General features: G+C 62.4%; 16 protein-coding genes and 1 tRNA gene. 10 read left to right on the plus strand and 7 right to left on the minus strand.

The genetic code is table 11. The features are described from left to right. Window position 1 precedes the first annotated feature (1 nt). Window positions 2-1072 carry an AI-2E family transporter gene (locus CAF70_RS11060; protein WP_085622832.1) on the plus strand — a complete coding sequence of 357 codons (1071 nt, stop codon included), beginning with the start codon at window positions 2-4 and terminating at the stop codon, window positions 1070-1072. A gap of 117 nt (window positions 1073-1189) precedes the next feature. On the opposite strand, the gene CAF70_RS11065 is transcribed toward CAF70_RS11060, so the two are convergent. Further along, a complete protein-coding gene (locus CAF70_RS11065) occupies window positions 1190-1663 on the minus strand; it encodes a peroxiredoxin (protein ID WP_085622834.1) in 474 nt (157 codons plus the stop codon). 11 nt (window positions 1664-1674) lie between these two features. Then, window positions 1675-2235 (minus strand): glycine cleavage system protein R, encoded by a 561-nt coding sequence (locus CAF70_RS11070; protein ID WP_013973793.1) that lies wholly within the window; start codon window positions 2233-2235, stop codon window positions 1675-1677. Between the two features lie 259 nt (window positions 2236-2494). On the opposite strand from CAF70_RS11070, the gene dapA reads away from it, so the two are divergent. The 6 genes from dapA (at window position 2495) to CAF70_RS11100 (ending at window position 7381) form a co-directional block, all read left to right on the plus strand. Then, a complete protein-coding gene (dapA, locus tag CAF70_RS11075) occupies window positions 2495-3382 on the plus strand; it encodes a 4-hydroxy-tetrahydrodipicolinate synthase (RefSeq protein ID WP_085622837.1) in 888 nt (295 codons plus the stop codon). A 15-nt stretch (window positions 3383-3397) separates the two neighbouring features. Then, window positions 3398-4519, plus strand: coding sequence for an outer membrane protein assembly factor BamC (gene bamC / locus CAF70_RS11080; protein ID WP_085622838.1), 1122 nt, complete (start codon window positions 3398-3400; stop codon window positions 4517-4519). Beyond that, window positions 4520-5278, plus strand: coding sequence for an MBL fold metallo-hydrolase (locus tag CAF70_RS11085; RefSeq protein ID WP_085622840.1), 759 nt, complete (start codon window positions 4520-4522; stop codon window positions 5276-5278). 30 nt (window positions 5279-5308) lie between these two features. After that, window positions 5309-6019 (plus strand): phosphoribosylaminoimidazolesuccinocarboxamide synthase, encoded by a 711-nt coding sequence (gene purC, locus CAF70_RS11090; protein WP_004375217.1) that lies wholly within the window; start codon window positions 5309-5311, stop codon window positions 6017-6019. Window positions 6020-6110: 91 nt separating this feature from the next. After that, a tRNA-Ser gene (locus CAF70_RS11095) sits at window positions 6111-6200 on the plus strand. A gap of 140 nt (window positions 6201-6340) precedes the next feature. Then, entirely contained in the window at window positions 6341-7381 is a 1041-nt protein-coding gene (locus CAF70_RS11100) for an Abi family protein (protein ID WP_256573268.1), read from the plus strand. Window positions 7382-7555: 174 nt separating this feature from the next. Here the strand turns inward: CAF70_RS11100 and CAF70_RS11105 are convergent, their stop codons facing one another. Next, window positions 7556-7828: a DUF3077 domain-containing protein gene (locus CAF70_RS11105; protein ID WP_025340252.1), complete on the minus strand. Its 273-nt coding sequence runs from the start codon at window positions 7826-7828 to the stop codon at window positions 7556-7558. A gap of 136 nt (window positions 7829-7964) precedes the next feature. Next, window positions 7965-8228, minus strand: coding sequence for a hypothetical protein (locus CAF70_RS11110; RefSeq protein ID WP_085622844.1), 264 nt, complete (start codon window positions 8226-8228; stop codon window positions 7965-7967). Window positions 8229-8690: 462 nt separating this feature from the next. On the opposite strand from CAF70_RS11110, the gene CAF70_RS11115 reads away from it, so the two are divergent. Both CAF70_RS11115 and mqo read left to right on the plus strand, forming a co-directional pair. After that, window positions 8691-8882 carry a YhfL family protein gene (locus CAF70_RS11115; protein WP_003254720.1) on the plus strand — a complete coding sequence of 64 codons (192 nt, stop codon included), beginning with the start codon at window positions 8691-8693 and terminating at the stop codon, window positions 8880-8882. 327 nt (window positions 8883-9209) lie between these two features. After that, on the plus strand, window positions 9210-10847 hold the full coding sequence (gene mqo / locus CAF70_RS11120) for a malate dehydrogenase (quinone) (protein ID WP_085622847.1): 1638 nt from the start codon (window positions 9210-9212) through the stop codon (window positions 10845-10847). Between the two features lie 167 nt (window positions 10848-11014). On the opposite strand, the gene CAF70_RS11125 is transcribed toward mqo, so the two are convergent. Beyond that, window positions 11015-11350 carry a helix-turn-helix transcriptional regulator gene (locus tag CAF70_RS11125; protein ID WP_085622849.1) on the minus strand — a complete coding sequence of 112 codons (336 nt, stop codon included), beginning with the start codon at window positions 11348-11350 and terminating at the stop codon, window positions 11015-11017. 50 nt (window positions 11351-11400) lie between these two features. Here CAF70_RS11125 and xenA point away from each other — a divergent pair, with 50 nt between their 5' ends. Continuing rightward, window positions 11401-12492, plus strand: coding sequence for a xenobiotic reductase XenA (gene xenA, locus CAF70_RS11130; RefSeq protein WP_015271369.1), 1092 nt, complete (start codon window positions 11401-11403; stop codon window positions 12490-12492). 134 nt (window positions 12493-12626) lie between these two features. On the opposite strand, the gene CAF70_RS11135 is transcribed toward xenA, so the two are convergent. Together CAF70_RS11135 and CAF70_RS11140 are read right to left on the minus strand one after the other, a co-directional pair. Beyond that, entirely contained in the window at window positions 12627-13874 is a 1248-nt protein-coding gene (locus CAF70_RS11135) for an FAD-binding oxidoreductase (RefSeq protein ID WP_085622851.1), read from the minus strand. A 2-nt stretch (window positions 13875-13876) separates the two neighbouring features. Further along, window positions 13877-15454, minus strand: a complete 1578-nt coding sequence (locus CAF70_RS11140) for an aldehyde dehydrogenase (NADP(+)) (RefSeq protein WP_085622854.1) — start codon at window positions 15452-15454, stop codon at window positions 13877-13879. Between the last annotated feature and the right edge of the window lie 106 nt (window positions 15455-15560).

Here is a 15560-nt window from a genome sequence, read left to right on the forward strand (position 1 = left end):
AATGTTCAAAGTGCTTCGCGACTGGATGCAACGCTACTTCTCCGATGAAGAAGCAGTGGTGCTGGCGGTCCTGTTGTTCCTGGCTTTTACTGCGGTACTCACCCTGGGCGGCATGCTTGCGCCGGTGCTGGCGGGCATGGTGCTGGCGTTTCTGATGCAGGGGCTGGTCAATGCCCTGGAGCGCCTGCGGGTACCGACCCGGTTGGCGGTGATGCTGGTGTTCGCCCTGTTCATGGGCGCGCTGGCAGTGGTCATGCTGGTGCTGGTGCCGCTGCTGTGGCACCAGTTGACCACCCTGTTCAACGAATTGCCGGGCATGCTCGGCAAGTGGCAGTCGCTGCTGTTGCTGTTGCCAGAGCGCTACCCGCACCTGGTATCGGACGAGCAGGTACTGCATGCCATCGAGTCGGTGCGCGGGGAAATCGGCAAGTTCGGCCAGTGGGCACTGACCTTCTCGCTATCGAGCCTGCCGCTGCTGGTCAACGCCATGATCTACCTGGTGCTGGTGCCGATCCTGGTGTTCTTCTTTCTCAAGGACCGCGAACTGATCGGCCGCTGGGTCAGCGGTTATCTGCCGCGCCAGCGCACCCTGCTTAACCGGGTGGGCAGCGAGATGAACCGGCAGATCGCCAACTACATCCGCGGCAAAGGCATCGAGATCCTGATCTGCGGCATTGCCACCTACATCGCCTTCATCAGCCTGGGGCTCAACTACGCCGCGCTGCTGGCGCTGCTGGTAGGGCTGTCGGTGGTGGTGCCTTACGTGGGCGCGGTGGTGGTGACCGTGCCGGTGACGTTGATCGCGTTGTTCCAGTGGGGGTGGGGTGACCAGTTCATCTACCTGATGACGGTGTACGCGATCATCCAGGCGCTGGATGGCAACGTGCTGGTGCCGCTGCTGTTTTCCGAGGCGGTCAGCCTGCACCCGGTGGCAATCATTTGCGCGGTGCTGCTGTTTGGCGGGTTGTGGGGGTTCTGGGGGATATTCTTTGCGATCCCGCTGGCGACGCTGATCAAGGCGGTGCTGGATGCCTGGCCGCGGCAGGAGCCGAGTGTTTCGCCGATGCTTTGAGTGCAATTGGGGCCGCTTTGCGGCCCTTCGCGGGCACGCCCGCTCCCACAGGTTCCGGCTCGATTTCTGTGGGAGCGGGCGTGCCTGCGAAGGGCTGCAAAGCAGCCCACAGCAATCTCAAGCCTTGTGCAGGGCCTGGGCAGCAGCCAACACGGCATCCACATGCCCAGGCACCTTCACCCCGCGCCATTCCTGGCGCAGCACACCGTCCTTGTCGATCAGGAAGGTGCTGCGGTCAACGCCCATGTATTCCTTGCCATACAGCTTCTTCAGCTTGATCACGTCGAACAGCTGGCACAGGGCTTCGTCCTTGTCGCTGATCAGCTCGAACGGGAAGCCTTGCTTGGCCTTGAAGTTCTCATGCGACTTGATGCCATCGCGCGACACGCCGAACACCAAGGTGTTGGCCGCGGCAAAGGCATCATGCTGGTCACGGAAGCCCTGGCCCTCGGTGGTGCAGCCCGGGGTGCTGTCCTTCGGGTAGAAGTACACCACCACTTGCCGGCCCTTGAGCCCGGCCAGGCTGACGGTTTGCCCGCTGGTGGCCTGGGCCTGGAAGTCGGCAACAGGTTGGTCGAGTGCTACAGCCATGGTCGGTTTCCTTACATTGGGTTCTGTGGACGCCATGGCTCGATCAGCGCATCGAGGTTCAAGGCATCGGCAAAGTCCAGGAACTGGTCACGCAGCCAGCTGATCTGGGTACCGGCCGGCAGAATCACGGTGAACTGTGCGTTGAGCATGCTGCTGCCGGTCTGCGGCGCAAGGTAGGTATCGCAGGTCATGGCTTCCAGCTCGACGCGGTGGTCGAGGAAGAACTGGCACAGTTCGTTGATGATGTCCGGGCGGTAGGCGGCGCTGACGTAGGCAACGTAGGGCAGGGCCTGCGGGCGCACTTCCTGGTCGGCGCTGCGCACCACGTCCAGGGTCAGGCCGTGCTTCTTGCCCAGGCCCGGCAGCATGGCTTCGAGGCGCGCCAGGGCGTCCCAGCTGCCGCCCACCTGCAGTACCAGGGCGCTGGTCTCGCCGTGGCGGCTCAGGCGCGAGGTGACCACCGCGCAGCGGTTCTCGAACGCAGCGCGGCTGAGGACGTTGGCCAGCTCCATGGGGTTGGGGCCCAGGGCACTGATGACAAGGAATTGTTCGCGGACGGTGGGGGTGGACATGCAGCATTCCTAAAGCGATGAGCGGTCGGCACAGGACGGGCGAAAGCCTCCTGTCGGCAGGGCCCGGGGCTCGCATGCGAGGTCGTGGACGCTGGCGGGGAGCAAGGTCGACGGCCCGGCGGGCCGCGCTGCACCGATCAAAGCATCAAGGGTAGCGAAATAAGGCGCCGAGGGGAATGCTCCGCCCGCCTGCTTCGCTTGTGCAAGGCCGATGCCCCCAGTACCATTACCGCTCTCTTTTTCCGGCAGGAGCAGTTACATGATTGCGGGCAGTATGGTGGCATTGGTCACACCCATGGATGCACAAGGGCGTGTGGACTGGGGCAGCCTCGACAAACTTGTAGACTTCCACCTGGAAAACGGCACCCACGCGATCGTCGCTGTCGGCACTACCGGTGAGTCGGCCACGCTGGATGTCGAAGAACACATCCTGGTCATCAAGCACGTGGTCGAGCGCGTCAAGCGCAGCAACAAGCCGATCCCGGTCATCGCCGGCACCGGTGCCAACTCCACTGCCGAAGCCGTGCACCTGACCCAGAACGCCAAGAATGCCGGCGCCGATGCCTGCCTGCTGGTGGTGCCGTACTACAACAAGCCGACGCAAGAAGGCCTGTATCAGCACTTCAAGCACATTGCCGAAGCCGTCGACATCCCGCAGATCCTCTACAACGTACCTGGCCGCACTTCCTGCGATATGCAGGCCGAGACCGTGATCCGCCTGTCGAAGGTAAAGAACATCATCGGTATCAAGGAAGCCACCGGCGACCTGGTGCGCGCCAAGGCCATCCTCGATGGCGTCGACAGCGACTTCATCGTCCTGTCCGGCGACGACCCGACTGCCGTCGAACTGATCCTGATGGGTGGCAAGGGCAACATCTCCGTCACCGCCAACGTCGCCCCGCGCGAAATGGCCGACCTGTGCGAGGCCGCCCTTGAGGGCAATGCCGAGAAGGCCCGCGCAATCAACGAAAAACTCATGCCACTGCACAAAGACCTGTTCTGCGAAGCCAACCCGATCCCGGTGAAATGGGCGCTCGTTGAAATGGGCCTGATGCAAAAGGGCATTCGCCTGCCGCTGACCTGGTTGAGCGAAGGCTGCCACGAAAAAGTCCGTACTGCCTTGCGCCAGTCCGGCGTACTGGTTTAAGAGGAAGTACACCGCATGAAGCGACTGGCTGGTCTTTCCGCCCTTGCCCTGATCATCTCCAGCACCAGTGGGTGTGGCTGGCTGTGGGGCGAGGATGGCTATTTCCGCGACCGCGGCAGCGATTACCTGCAGGCGCGCCCGACTGCGCCGATGCAGCTGCCGCCGGACGCCAGCAACGTCAAGCGCCTGGATCCGCTGCTGCCGATCCCGCGCAACGTTGCCGACGACAGCGCCACCGGCGAGTTCGAGGTGCCGCGCCCGCAACCGATGACCGGTGGCGCCGCCCAGGTTACCGACTACAGCCTGCAGCGCAGCGGCAGCAGCCGTTGGGTGCTGGCCCAGCATTCGCCGGCCGAAGTATGGCCGGTGGCTCGCCAGTTCTTCGAGGACAACGGCTTCCGCATTGCCGAAGAGCGCCCGCAGACCGGTGAGTTCAACACCACCTGGCAGCGTTTCGACGAACTGTCGGCATCGCTCGGCCAGCGCCTGGCCAGCACTGCCAGCAGCGCTGACAGCGAAGTGCGCGTGCGTGTGCGCATGGAGCCTGGCGTACAGCGCAACACCTCCGAGGTGTACGTGGTCAGCGTCGAGCGCCCGGCCGGCAGCACTGCCGAGCCCGATTTCCCGTCCACCTCCAGCAACACCGGCACCGATGCCCTGCTGGTCGACGAAATGCTTGCCAGCATGAACCGCAGCGCCGAGAAAGGCGGTTCGGTGTCGCTGCTGGCCGCGCGCGATTTCGACGCGCCAAGCCGCGTCAGCCTGAGCGAAGACGGCAGCGGCAACCCGGTGCTGTACCTGGGCGCCGACCTGGACCGCGCCTGGTCCAGCGTGGGCCGTGCCCTGGAGCAGGGTGGCGAGTGGCGTGTCGAGGACATCAACCGCAGCCTGGGCCTGTACTACATCAACCTGTCGGAAAAGCCTGACGACAAGCAGAACCAGCCGGGCTTCTTCGGGCGCATGTTCGGCAGCGAACCGACCAAGGAAGAGCGTGAAGCCCGTGCCGAGCGCTACCAGGTTCGCCTGAGCAAGGTGGGTGAGAGCGTGCAGGTCACGGTCGAGAAGAACATCAACACCGTGGCCCCGGCCGATGTCGCCCGCCGCGTGCTGAGCGCCATTCAGGACCACCTGGGCTAAGTGCGCTTCGCGGTACTCGGAAGCGGCAGCCAGGGAAACGGCACGCTGATCGCCAGTGGTGACACGCTCATCCTGGTCGATTGCGGGTTCTCTCTGCGCGAGACCGTGCGGCGCCTGGCGCTGCTCGGTGTGTCGCCGGCCCAGCTCAGTGCGGTACTGGTCACCCACGAACATGCCGACCACGTGCATGGGGTCGGCTTGCTGTCGCGGCGCTACAATGTACCGGTCTACCTCAGCCAAGGGACCTTGCGCGGCATGCGCAAGCCGGTGGAGGTGGCCGGTTTTCTCGCTTGTGGCGACAGCCTGCGTATCGGCGGCCTGGAAGTGACCGCGGCGCGGGTCGAGCATGACGCCTATGAGCCGCTGCAGTACGTGCTCAGTGATGGCCAGCGGCGCTTCGGCATGCTGACTGACCTGGGCTCCTACGACGCGCTGCTGCTGGAACGTTACCAGGGCCTGGATGCACTGCTGATCGAGGCCAACCACTGCCGCGACCTGCTGGCACGCGGTCACTACCCGGCCTTCCTGAAGCAGCGGGTGGGTGGCATGCAAGGGCATTTGAACAATCACCAGGCCGCGTGCCTGGTGCACGAGTTGGGCTGGAGCAACCTGCAACATCTGGTGCTGGCCCACCTCAGCAGCAAGAACAACCTGCCACACTTGGCTCGCCAGTGCTTTGTCGACACCCTCGGGTGCGACCCGGACTGGCTCCAGGTGGCGAATCAGGAACACGGGCTCGACTGGCGCGAAATCGCCTAGCCCAACACCTCAAGCAAGCGGAGCCCAATCATGGAAAAACGCGACGAACTCTACCGCGGCAAGGCCAAATCGGTTTACAAGACCGACGACGCCGACCGCTTGATCCTGCTGTTCCGTAACGACACTTCGGCGTTCGACGGCAAGCGCATCGAACAGCTCGACCGCAAAGGCATGGTGAACAACAAGTTCAACGCCTTCATCATGCAGAAACTCGAAGAAGCCGGCGTGCCGACCCAGTTCGACAAGCTGCTGGGCGACAACGAGTGCCTGGTGAAGAAGCTGGACATGATCCCGGTCGAATGCGTGGTGCGCAACTACGCTGCGGGCAGCCTGGTCAAGCGCCTGGGCGTGGAGGAGGGCATCAAGCTGGAGCCGTCCACCTTCGAGCTGTTCCTGAAGAACGACGAGAAGGGCGACCCCTTCATCAACGAATCGCACGTTGTCGCGTTCGGCTGGGGCACCGCCGAGCAGCTGGCCGAAATGAAGAAGCTGTCGCTGAAAGTCAACGAAGTGCTGAGCAAGCTGTTCGATGACGCTGGCCTGCTGCTGGTCGACTTCAAGCTGGAGTTCGGCGTATTCCACGGTCAGATCGTGCTGGGCGACGAGTTCAGCCCGGACGGCTGCCGCCTGTGGGACAAAGAGACCCGCAAGAAGATGGACAAGGACCGCTTCCGCCAGGGCCTGGGCGACGTGATCGAAGCCTACGAAGAAGTTGCCAAGCGCCTGGGCGTGCCGCTGTAAGCGCTACGTTCACGCAAGCGCCTGATACCACGCGATTTTTTTGAAAAAAAGGTTTGCCTTTCAAAAGAACGCTGGTATGATGCGCGGCATTGGAGAGATGCCGGAGTGGTCGAACGGGACGGATTCGAAATCCGTTGTACTGGCAACAGTACCTAGGGTTCAAATCCCTATCTCTCCGCCATACAAGATAAAGCCCCGCAGATTAAGGTCTGCGGGGCTTTTTCGTTTCAGCTTCTATTTTGATACATTTTTGCAAACACCGTTGCTTGACGCTTGGTGGTGCCTTAGGCAGTATGATTTCCAATCGCGCCCGATCCTCTGGTGCTGGCTAGTCCGGCATTACGTTCGGGCCTTCTTATTTCTGGGAAATGGATTTTGCTGGCGCCGAAGCCTTTTCGAACCTATCCAGACTTGGTTGCTCTTCTGCAGCAACGCGGCATGCTCGTGCCAGACCCTGTGAGGGCAGAGCGAAAGCTTGCTCAACTGGGCTACTATCGACTTAGCGGCTATTGGTATCCAGCGCGGGAGTTCGATAGAGACCCGGTGACCAAGCAGCCTAGGACCTGCACGATCACCCAAAAGCCACTTCGCCGTGACGTCTTTGCTGAGGGCGTCAGCTTCGATGACGTTGTTGAGCTATACAAGTTCGACAAACACCTGCGCCTTCTGATGCTTGATGCGATCGAACGGCTCGAGGTCAACCTGAAAACTGTAATCGCCCACATCGTCGGCTACCACGATCCGATGGCGTATACAGATCCTCGCTTCATCCAGCCTAAATACACGCGGGATTTCACCGTGCGTGGCAAGGTCCGAAACAAATGGAATGAATGGGAGAGCAAACAGCGTGAGTTGTTGAGCAGGAGCAATGAAGACGCTATTCAGTGGCACCGCCTTTCTGGCAGGCCCATCCCGTTTTGGGTAGCTGTGGAAGCGTGGGATTTCGGCACGTTATCTCGCTACTTCGAGATGCTTCGAGGTACCTATCAGAATCAGGTTCTGGCAAGGTTCGGATTGGATCATGTGCAGATGTTTGCCCGCTGGCTGCAAGAGATAAACCTGTTGCGCAATCGGTGCGCTCATCACACTCGAATCTGGAATCAGGTATCACCGAACCCTCTGTCTGCGTCACCGACCGATCCGTTGTTCGCGGCTTTGAACCTAGATAGCAATGCCCTGACGAGGCCGTACGGGTTAGTAGTCATCATCTGGTTCCTGCTTAAAAAGCTGGCGCCGAATTCTGATTGGATCAACAAAGTCGCAGATCTGGTTGACCGCAAACCCGGGTTGCCAGGATGCACTTTTTCATCGTTTGGCCTGCCCGCTGAGAGCGGGTTTCCGCGCGTAGCGTTCGGGATTTAGCACCCCGCAGCTTTTGGCCAGCGGGGCTTTTCGTTGCGTGCTTGAAACTTACTTGATCGATAGTGACCATCTACTGAACGTGCGTGACCTTTGATACTCCTTTCAACGCCTGTATCAGAACTTGGGTGTTGTTGGTGTTCCGCAGATCCAGATCGAGAATTGGCATATCTAGGTTCATTTTTTCATCATCCCCAGTTCTGCATCATCCAGCAGCGCCTTGGCCATCGCACTCAGGTAATGCGAAGCCCAGATCAGTTTCTGGTCGCCGTCCATCAGGCCGGTGATGATCAGGTCGCGGACGTAGCCCATCAGTTCGGAGGCCTGCTCGCGGGCGTCCTGGCAGGGGATGCCAGGTTCGATGCGGAAAAGCGGGTGGGTGTTGTTTTCGCCTTGGTAGAAGCAGGTCTTGCCGACTGTGGTGGGTTGCTTTGTGTCGTCGGTGGGCATTGTTTTACTCCCTGGAGTCTTGGGTGTCTGGGCCGGCCTCTTCGCGGGCGCGCCCGCTCCCACAGGTATGGCGCAGTACCTGAGGACAATGATTGCCCCTGTGGGAGCGGGCGTGCCCGCGAAGAGGCCTGGCCTGCTAGTGCAAGGTTCGCGGCTCAGCCGGCAAATGGACCTGCATCCGCAATTGCATCAATGCCGACTCGACCAGGCCCTGTACCGCCTCCATTTCATGGATCACGGCCTGCATCACGATCGAACTTGGGGCCGTGGGTTTGAGTTGCACGGATTGGCGGGCCACGAACAGGGCGCAGAGTACGTACTCTGAGGACTGGACCAGGGTGTCTTGCAGAGCCTGGGTGGAATCGAGGGAGTGGGGTGGATCGGGGACCATCTTGCGCATGTAAGCTCCTTGGGTAAGTGGAGCCGCCTGGCAACGCTGTCAAACGAATGGAGGCAGCTATACATGGGTTGACAGACCGGTACCCAAGGACCCGGCGCACACGAATGTGCCCCATGCACAGCTGCCATAAAGCGCTGCAACGGAAACTTGAGTAATCGGCCTGTCAAAGCCGGTCGTTGATTTGCAACGACAAGCCGAGACTAGAGCGCGACCCAATCCGTCGCAACAGTTTGAGCGGTTTGGCAGTATGTTTGGGAAATTGCCTACATGGAAGGGGATTATTCTGAGCTTCAGGTGTAGGACAGGGGCCGCTTTGCGGCCCATCGCGACACAAGGCCGCTCCTACAACTGCATCCCTGCAACTAGCCAATGCACGTTGCTGCTTGGATCCAATGCCCAGGTTCTGTATCATCCCGCCGCCATCAGAATGATGGCCGAAGATGATTCATTAAAGGACTTAGTATGAAAAAGCTGTTCAAGGCTACCGTTGCCGTTGCTGTCGTTTCGGGTGTTGCCCTGCTGTCGGGTTGCACTGGTCAGGTTTACAACCAGCCGAAAAACTGCACCTACGACTACCTGTTCCACCCTTCGGTTTCCATCTCCAAGATCATCGGTGGCTGCGGCCCGATCGATAAACTGCCTCAGCAGCAGTAATCTTGGCGATACCCTGATCGCGACGCTTGCGGCGTGATCCAAGGCCCCCGGTCATGTACGTGACCGGGGGTTTTTGTTTTTCGGCGTGACAATCTGCCACTGGGGCAACCCGTCGCCTTGACGCTCCGGGCGGTAATTTGTTTGTGCTGGCATTTAAGCTACAATCGGAAAAACGATTCAGCCTTGTCGGTCAATTCGACAAAAGCCCGAGTCGTTTTCTGGTTCTCTGGCTGCTGAATAACGATCAACAACAAGCCTGCGCTGCAGAACACGCTTTACCTGGGCCAGCCACAGGCCCACCCCTGTTCTCCTGACTGGAATCGATCAATGTTCAAGAAAGCTGGCAAGACCTTGCTGGGTCTGGCTGTCGCTGCAAGCGTCATGCAAGCGCACGCCGCAGAAACCAAGAAAGTAGATGTGCTGCTGGTCGGCGGCGGCATCATGAGCTCCACCTTGGCCGTGTGGCTGCACGAGCTGGAGCCAAGCTGGTCGATGGAAATGGTCGAGCGCCTGGATGGCGTGGCCGAAGAAAGCTCCAACGGCTGGAACAACGCCGGTACCGGCCACTCCGCGCTGGCCGAACTGAACTACACCCCGGAAGACAAAGACGGCAACGTCAACATCAGCAAGGCCATCGAAATCAACGAAGCCTTCCAGATCTCCCGGCAGTTCTGGGCCTGGCAGGTTCGCCAGGGCGTACTGAAGAACCCGCACTCGTTCATCAACACCACGCCGCACATGAGCTTCGTGTGGGGCGATGACAACATCAAGTTCCTGAAGAAGCGCTACGACGCGCTGCAGGCCAGCCCGCTGTTCCGCCCGATGCAATACTCCGAGGACCACGCGCAGATCGCCAAGTGGGTTCCGCTGATGATGGAAGGCCGCGACCCGAACCAGAAGCTGGCCGTGACCTGGACGCCAATCGGCACCGACGTCAACTTCGGCGAGATCACCCGCCAGTTCGTTGGCCACCTGAAAACCCAGGACAACTTCGACCTGAAGCTGTCCAGCGAAGTGCAGGACATCACCCGCAACAAGGACGGCTCCTGGCACGTCGAGTACAAGAACCTGAAGGACGGTACCGAGTCGGCCACCGACGCCAAGTTCCTGTTCATCGGTGCCGGCGGCGGCGCATTGAAGCTGCTGCAGAAGTCGGGCATTCCTGAAGCCAAGGAATACGCAGGCTTCCCGGTGGGCGGCTCGTTCCTGGTGACCGAGAACCCGACCGTGGCCATGCAGCACATGGCCAAGGCCTACGGCATCGCCTCGACCGGCGCGCCGCCCATGTCGGTTCCGCACCTGGACACCCGTGTGCTGGACGGCAAGCGCGTGATCCTGTTTGGGCCGTTCGCCACCTTCTCGACCAAGTTCCTGAAGAACGGCTCGTACCTGGACCTGCTGAGCAGCACCACCACCCACAACGTATGGCCAATGACCAAGGTCGGTATCGACCAGTACCCGCTGGTCGAGTACCTCGCTGGTCAGCTGATGCTGTCTGACGACGACCGCTTCGAAGCCCTGCGTACCTACTTCCCGAACGCCAAGAAGGAAGACTGGCGCCTGTGGCAGGCCGGCCAGCGCGTGCAGATCATCAAGCGTGATGCCGAGAAGGGCGGCGTGCTGAAGCTGGGTACTGAGGTGGTCGCTTCCGAGGACCGCACCATCGCCGGCCTGCTGGGTGCATCGCCAGGTGCTTCGACTGCTGCACCGATCATGCTCAACGTGCTGGAAACCGTGTTCAAGGAAAAGGTCGCTACCCCTGAGTGGCAGGCCAAGATCAAGCAGATCGTGCCAAGCTACGGCACCAAGCTGAACGACTCGGCGGCGGCCACCCAGAAGGAGTGGAACTACACCGCTGAAGTGCTGCAGCTCGAGAAACCACCGGTGATCGACGAGAGCGTCGGTACCACGGTTGCACCGAGCCAGCCGGTCGAGAGCAAGCCTGAGAATGACATGGCGCTGTAATCGGCCATCGTTGTGAAAGAAGCCACGGGGGAGACCTCGTGGCTTTTTTGTTGCCTGTTCCGGCCCTTTCGCGGGTAAACCCGCTCCCACAGGGATAGCGCCAAGCCTGTGGCCAACGCGGTCCGTGTGGGAGCGGGTTTACCCGCGAAGAGGCCGGCACAGGAAAATCATTGCTGCCGCAGAATGCAGTCCAGCAACCCGGGAAACCGCTCCCCCAGCATCGCGCTACGCAACGAATTCATATGGGTAGTCCCCACATTGCGGGTATGCACCAGCCCCGCATCACGCAGCACGCGAAAGTGGTGGGACATGCTCGACTTCGGCCGGCCGCCATCCAGCTCGCCGCAGCTGGCTTCGGTCACGCCTGCCAGGCGGCGCACGATATCCAGGCGCACCGGGTCGCTCAGGGCATAGAGCAGACGTTCCAGGGTCAGGTCTTCAGGATTGGGGTGTGGGTAGGCTCGCATGGTCGTCATGATAACGGGGCTATCATTAATTGCCATAGTTCGATTATGATCGAACTATCGTAATCAATCAGCTCGGGAGCTTGCCCATGTCCGCCTTGTTCGAACCCTATACCCTCAAGGACGTCACCCTGCGCAACCGCATTGCCATCCCGCCGATGTGCCAGTACATGGCCGAGGACGGCATGATCAACGACTGGCACCACGTGCACCTGGCCGGCCTGGCCCGTGGCGGTGCCGGCCTGCTGGTGGTCGAGGCCACGGCAGTGGCACCGGAAGGGCGCATCACCCCCGGTTGTGCCGGTATCTGGAGCGATGCCCACGCCCAGGCTTTCGTACCGGTGGTGCAGGCAATCAAGGCCGCAGGTTCCGTGCCGGGTATCCAGATTGCCCATGCCGGGCGTAAGGCCAGCGCCAACCGCCCGTGGGAAGGTGATGATCACATTGCCGCCGACGACGCCCGCGGCTGGGAAACCATCGCCCCGTCCGCCATCGCCTTCGGCGCGCACCTGCCACAAGTGCCGCGCGAGATGACCCTGGACGACATCGCCCGGGTCAAGCAGGACTTCGTCGATGCTGCCCGCCGTGCGCGTGATGCCGGTTTCGAGTGGATCGAACTGCACTTTGCCCATGGCTATCTGGGCCAGAGCTTCTTCTCCGAGCATTCCAACAAGCGTACCGACGCCTACGGTGGCAGCTTCGACAACCGCAGCCGCTTCCTGCTGGAAACCCTGGCAGCGGTGCGTGAGGTGTGGCCAGAGAACCTGCCACTGACCGCGCGTTTTGGTGTGCTGGAATACGATGGCCGCGATGAGCAGACCCTGGAAGAGTCGATCGAACTGGCGCGCCGCTTCAAGGCTGGCGGCCTCGACCTGCTGAGCGTGAGTGTCGGCTTTACCATTCCCGACACCAATATTCCGTGGGGCCCGGCGTTCATGGGGCCGATTGCCGAGCGCGTGCGCCGAGAGGCGAAGCTGCCGGTAACTTCGGCGTGGGGTTTTGGTACGCCGCAACTGGCGGAAGCCGCGCTGCAGGCCAACCAGCTGGACCTGGTATCGGTAGGGCGTGCGCACCTGGCAGACCCGCACTGGGCTTATTTTGCGGCCAAGGAGCTGGGGGTTGAGAAGGCCTCCTGGACCTTGCCGGCACCGTATGCGCACTGGCTCGAGCGTTATCGCTGAGGCGTAAAAGGGGCTGCTTTGCAGCCCATTCGCCGGCAAGCCAGCTCCCACAGGTACTGCACACCGCTTGAGGCCTATGCGGTCGAGGTGGGAGCTGGCTTGCCGGCGAATGGGCCGCACAGCGGCCCCCGAATCTAGAACCGATCCAACCGGTAAGCCCTCATATCCGGTCCACCGGCCCGCTCGACCAACCGCCCCACCCATTCCGCCGTCACCGCCGCCTGGGTCAACCCCAGGTGCTGATGCCCGAACGCCAACAGCACCCGCCCGTCACACACCCGGTCGATCACCGGCAACGAGTCCGGCAACGACGGCCGAAAGCCCATCCACGGCGTTGCTCCTTCAACACTCAGCTCCTGCCGGAACAACCCCTTGCTCAACCGGTGCAACTGCCACGCGCGCTGCATGCTCGGCGGCGCATCCAGCCCGGCGAATTCCACCGTACCGGCCAGGCGCAAGCCCTCGGCCATGGGCGTCATGATGAACTTGCGCTCAAGCGAAGTGACCGCGAACGGCAAACGCTGATGCTCGCCAGGCAACATCAGGTGGTAGCCGCGCTCGGTGTCCAGGGGCACCTGCTTGCCGGTCAGCGCGCCGGTCAACCGCGCAGAATGCGCACCACAACTGATCAGCACCTGGCGGGCCTCCAGCGTGCCCTGGTCGCTGGCCAGGCTGACCCCGCCGCTGTGCAGCCGCCCGCCGTCGACCTGCGCCTGAACAAAACGCACGCCACTGGCCTTGGCCGCTTCGAACAGTTCGCACACCACCCGGTACGGGTCGATGAAATGCCCGGTACGCGGGAAGAACAGCCCTCCCAGCAATGACGGGCTCAGTTGCGGCGCCGCTTCAAGCACGGTGTCGGCCGACCAGACGTCCACCGCCACCGCCTGCTGTTGCATGCGTGCACGCAAGGCCTCCAGGGCCTGACGCGACTCCGGCCGCTCGAACACCAGCAGCGAGCCATGTTCCTGGAACAGCTCGCTGCGCCCGATCGAACCCAGCAACCGTTGCCAGGCACCCAGGCTGCCCTCGTTCAAGGCACGGATGCCGGCCACGCTGCGCTGATACGGGCCCGGGCGCAGGTTGAGCAGCAAGCGGGTGAACCAGGGCATGGCCTTGGGCAGGTACTTCCAGTCCAGGCGCAGCGGGCCCATCGGGTCCAGCAGCATGCGCGGCAGGCGCTTGAGAATCGACAGGTCGGCAATCGGGAATACCTGCTCGGTAGCCAGGTGCCCGGCGTTGCCGTAGGACGCGCCACGGCCGGGTGCCTGGCGGTCGACCAGGGTTACCCGGCGGCCCTGGCGGGCCAGTTGCAGCGCACAGGCAACGCCGACAATGCCGGCGCCGACCACGGCGATATCGGTTTCAGCGGTTTCGACCATGCTCAGCCTTCCCGTTTACCGTCGAGCAGGCGCCGCAATTGCAGCGGGTTGCCGTGCTGCAACGCCTGCGGCAGCAGGGCATCGGGGAAGTCCTGGTAGCACACCGGGCGCAGGAAGCGCAGGATCGCCGCCGTGCCCACCGAGGTGGTGCGGGCATCGGAGGTGGCCGGGAACGGTCCGCCGTGGACCATCGCGTCGCATACTTCGACACCGGTCGGCCAGCCATTGACCAGGATGCGGCCAGCCTTGCGCTCAAGGGTTGGCAGCAGGGCGCGGGCGTTGTCGATGTCGGCATCGTCCAGTTGCAAGGTGGCGGTCAGTTGGCCTTCCAGATGCTCGGCCACCTGGCGGACCTGCTCATCGTTGACGCAGGCCACCACCAACGACGCCGCGCCGAAGACTTCGGCCTGCAACGCCGGGTCGGCGAGGAACGCTTCCGCCTGGGTCACGAACAAATGCGCCTGGCACTGGTTGGGGCCTTGCCCGGCCTGGCCACTGGCGGCAGCCTGGGCATTGGCGTTTGCGGCCAAGGCGCCGACACCGGCCTGGTAGGCACTGAAGATGCCCGGGGTGAGCATGGTCTGCGCCGCAGCCTGGCGCACGTGTTCGCTGGCGGCGTCGATGAAACGCTGCAACGCCGGCCCTTGACGGGCAATCACCAGGCCTGGGTTGGTGCAGAACTGGCCGGCACCCTGGGTCAGTGAGGCGACGAAGCCTTGTGCCAGTGCCTCAGCGCGGGTCTGCAAGGCGGTGTCGAACAGGAAGACCGGGTTGATCGAGCTCATTTCGGCGTACACCGGGATTGGCTCCGGGCGGGCCTGGGCCGCCTGGCACAGCGCAATGCCACCGCTGCGCGAGCCGGTAAAGCCAACGGCCTTGATGCGCGGGTCGTTGACCAGCGCAATGCCCACTTCACGACCGGAACCGTACAACAGCGAAAACATACCAGCCGGCAAGCCGCACTGCTTCACGGCCCTTGCCACTGCCTGACCAACCAGCTCGCTGGTGCCCGGGTGGGCGCCATGGGCCTTGACCACCACCGGGCAACCGGCGGCCAGGGCCGAGGCAGTGTCGCCACCGGCCACCGAGAAGGCCAAAGGGAAATTGCTGGCGCCGAATACGGCCACCGGCCCCAGGGCCACCTGGCGTTGGCGCAGGTCGGCACGTGGCAGCGGCTGGCGTTCGGGCAGGGCGTTGTCAACCCGCACGTCCAGCCATTCGCCGGCCCGCACCACGCGGGCGAAAGTGCGCAGCTGGGTGCAGGTGCGACCGCGCTCGCCCTGGATGCGTGCCTTGGGCAGGCCGCTTTCGGCCACGGCGCGGTCGATCAGCTCATCGCCCAGCGCTTCGATCTGCGTGGCGATGCTTTCGAGGAATTGTGCCCGTTGTTCGAGCGAAGTTTCGCGGTAGGCATCGAACGCCGCCCAGGCCAGGGCGCAGGCCTGGGCCACGTGTTCGCTGGTGCCGCCAAGGTAGGCCGGTTCCAGCGCCTGGCCGGTGGCCGGGTCGATGGCACGGATGGCTTCGCGGCTGCCGGTTACCGGCGTCTGGCCGATCAGCAGGTTGCCTGTGAGGGTCATGGAGCCTCCTTGGAAATCACATGCAGTTGCAAGGGGTGTACTAGGTACCCTGTGGGAGCGGGCGAGCCCGCGAACACCGGCAGAGCCGGTGCCAGGCACCGAGTCG

Source organism: Pseudomonas sp. B19(2017) (assembly GCF_002113165.1).
In the GTDB taxonomy this organism is placed as follows: Bacteria; Pseudomonadota; Gammaproteobacteria; order Pseudomonadales; family Pseudomonadaceae; genus Aquipseudomonas.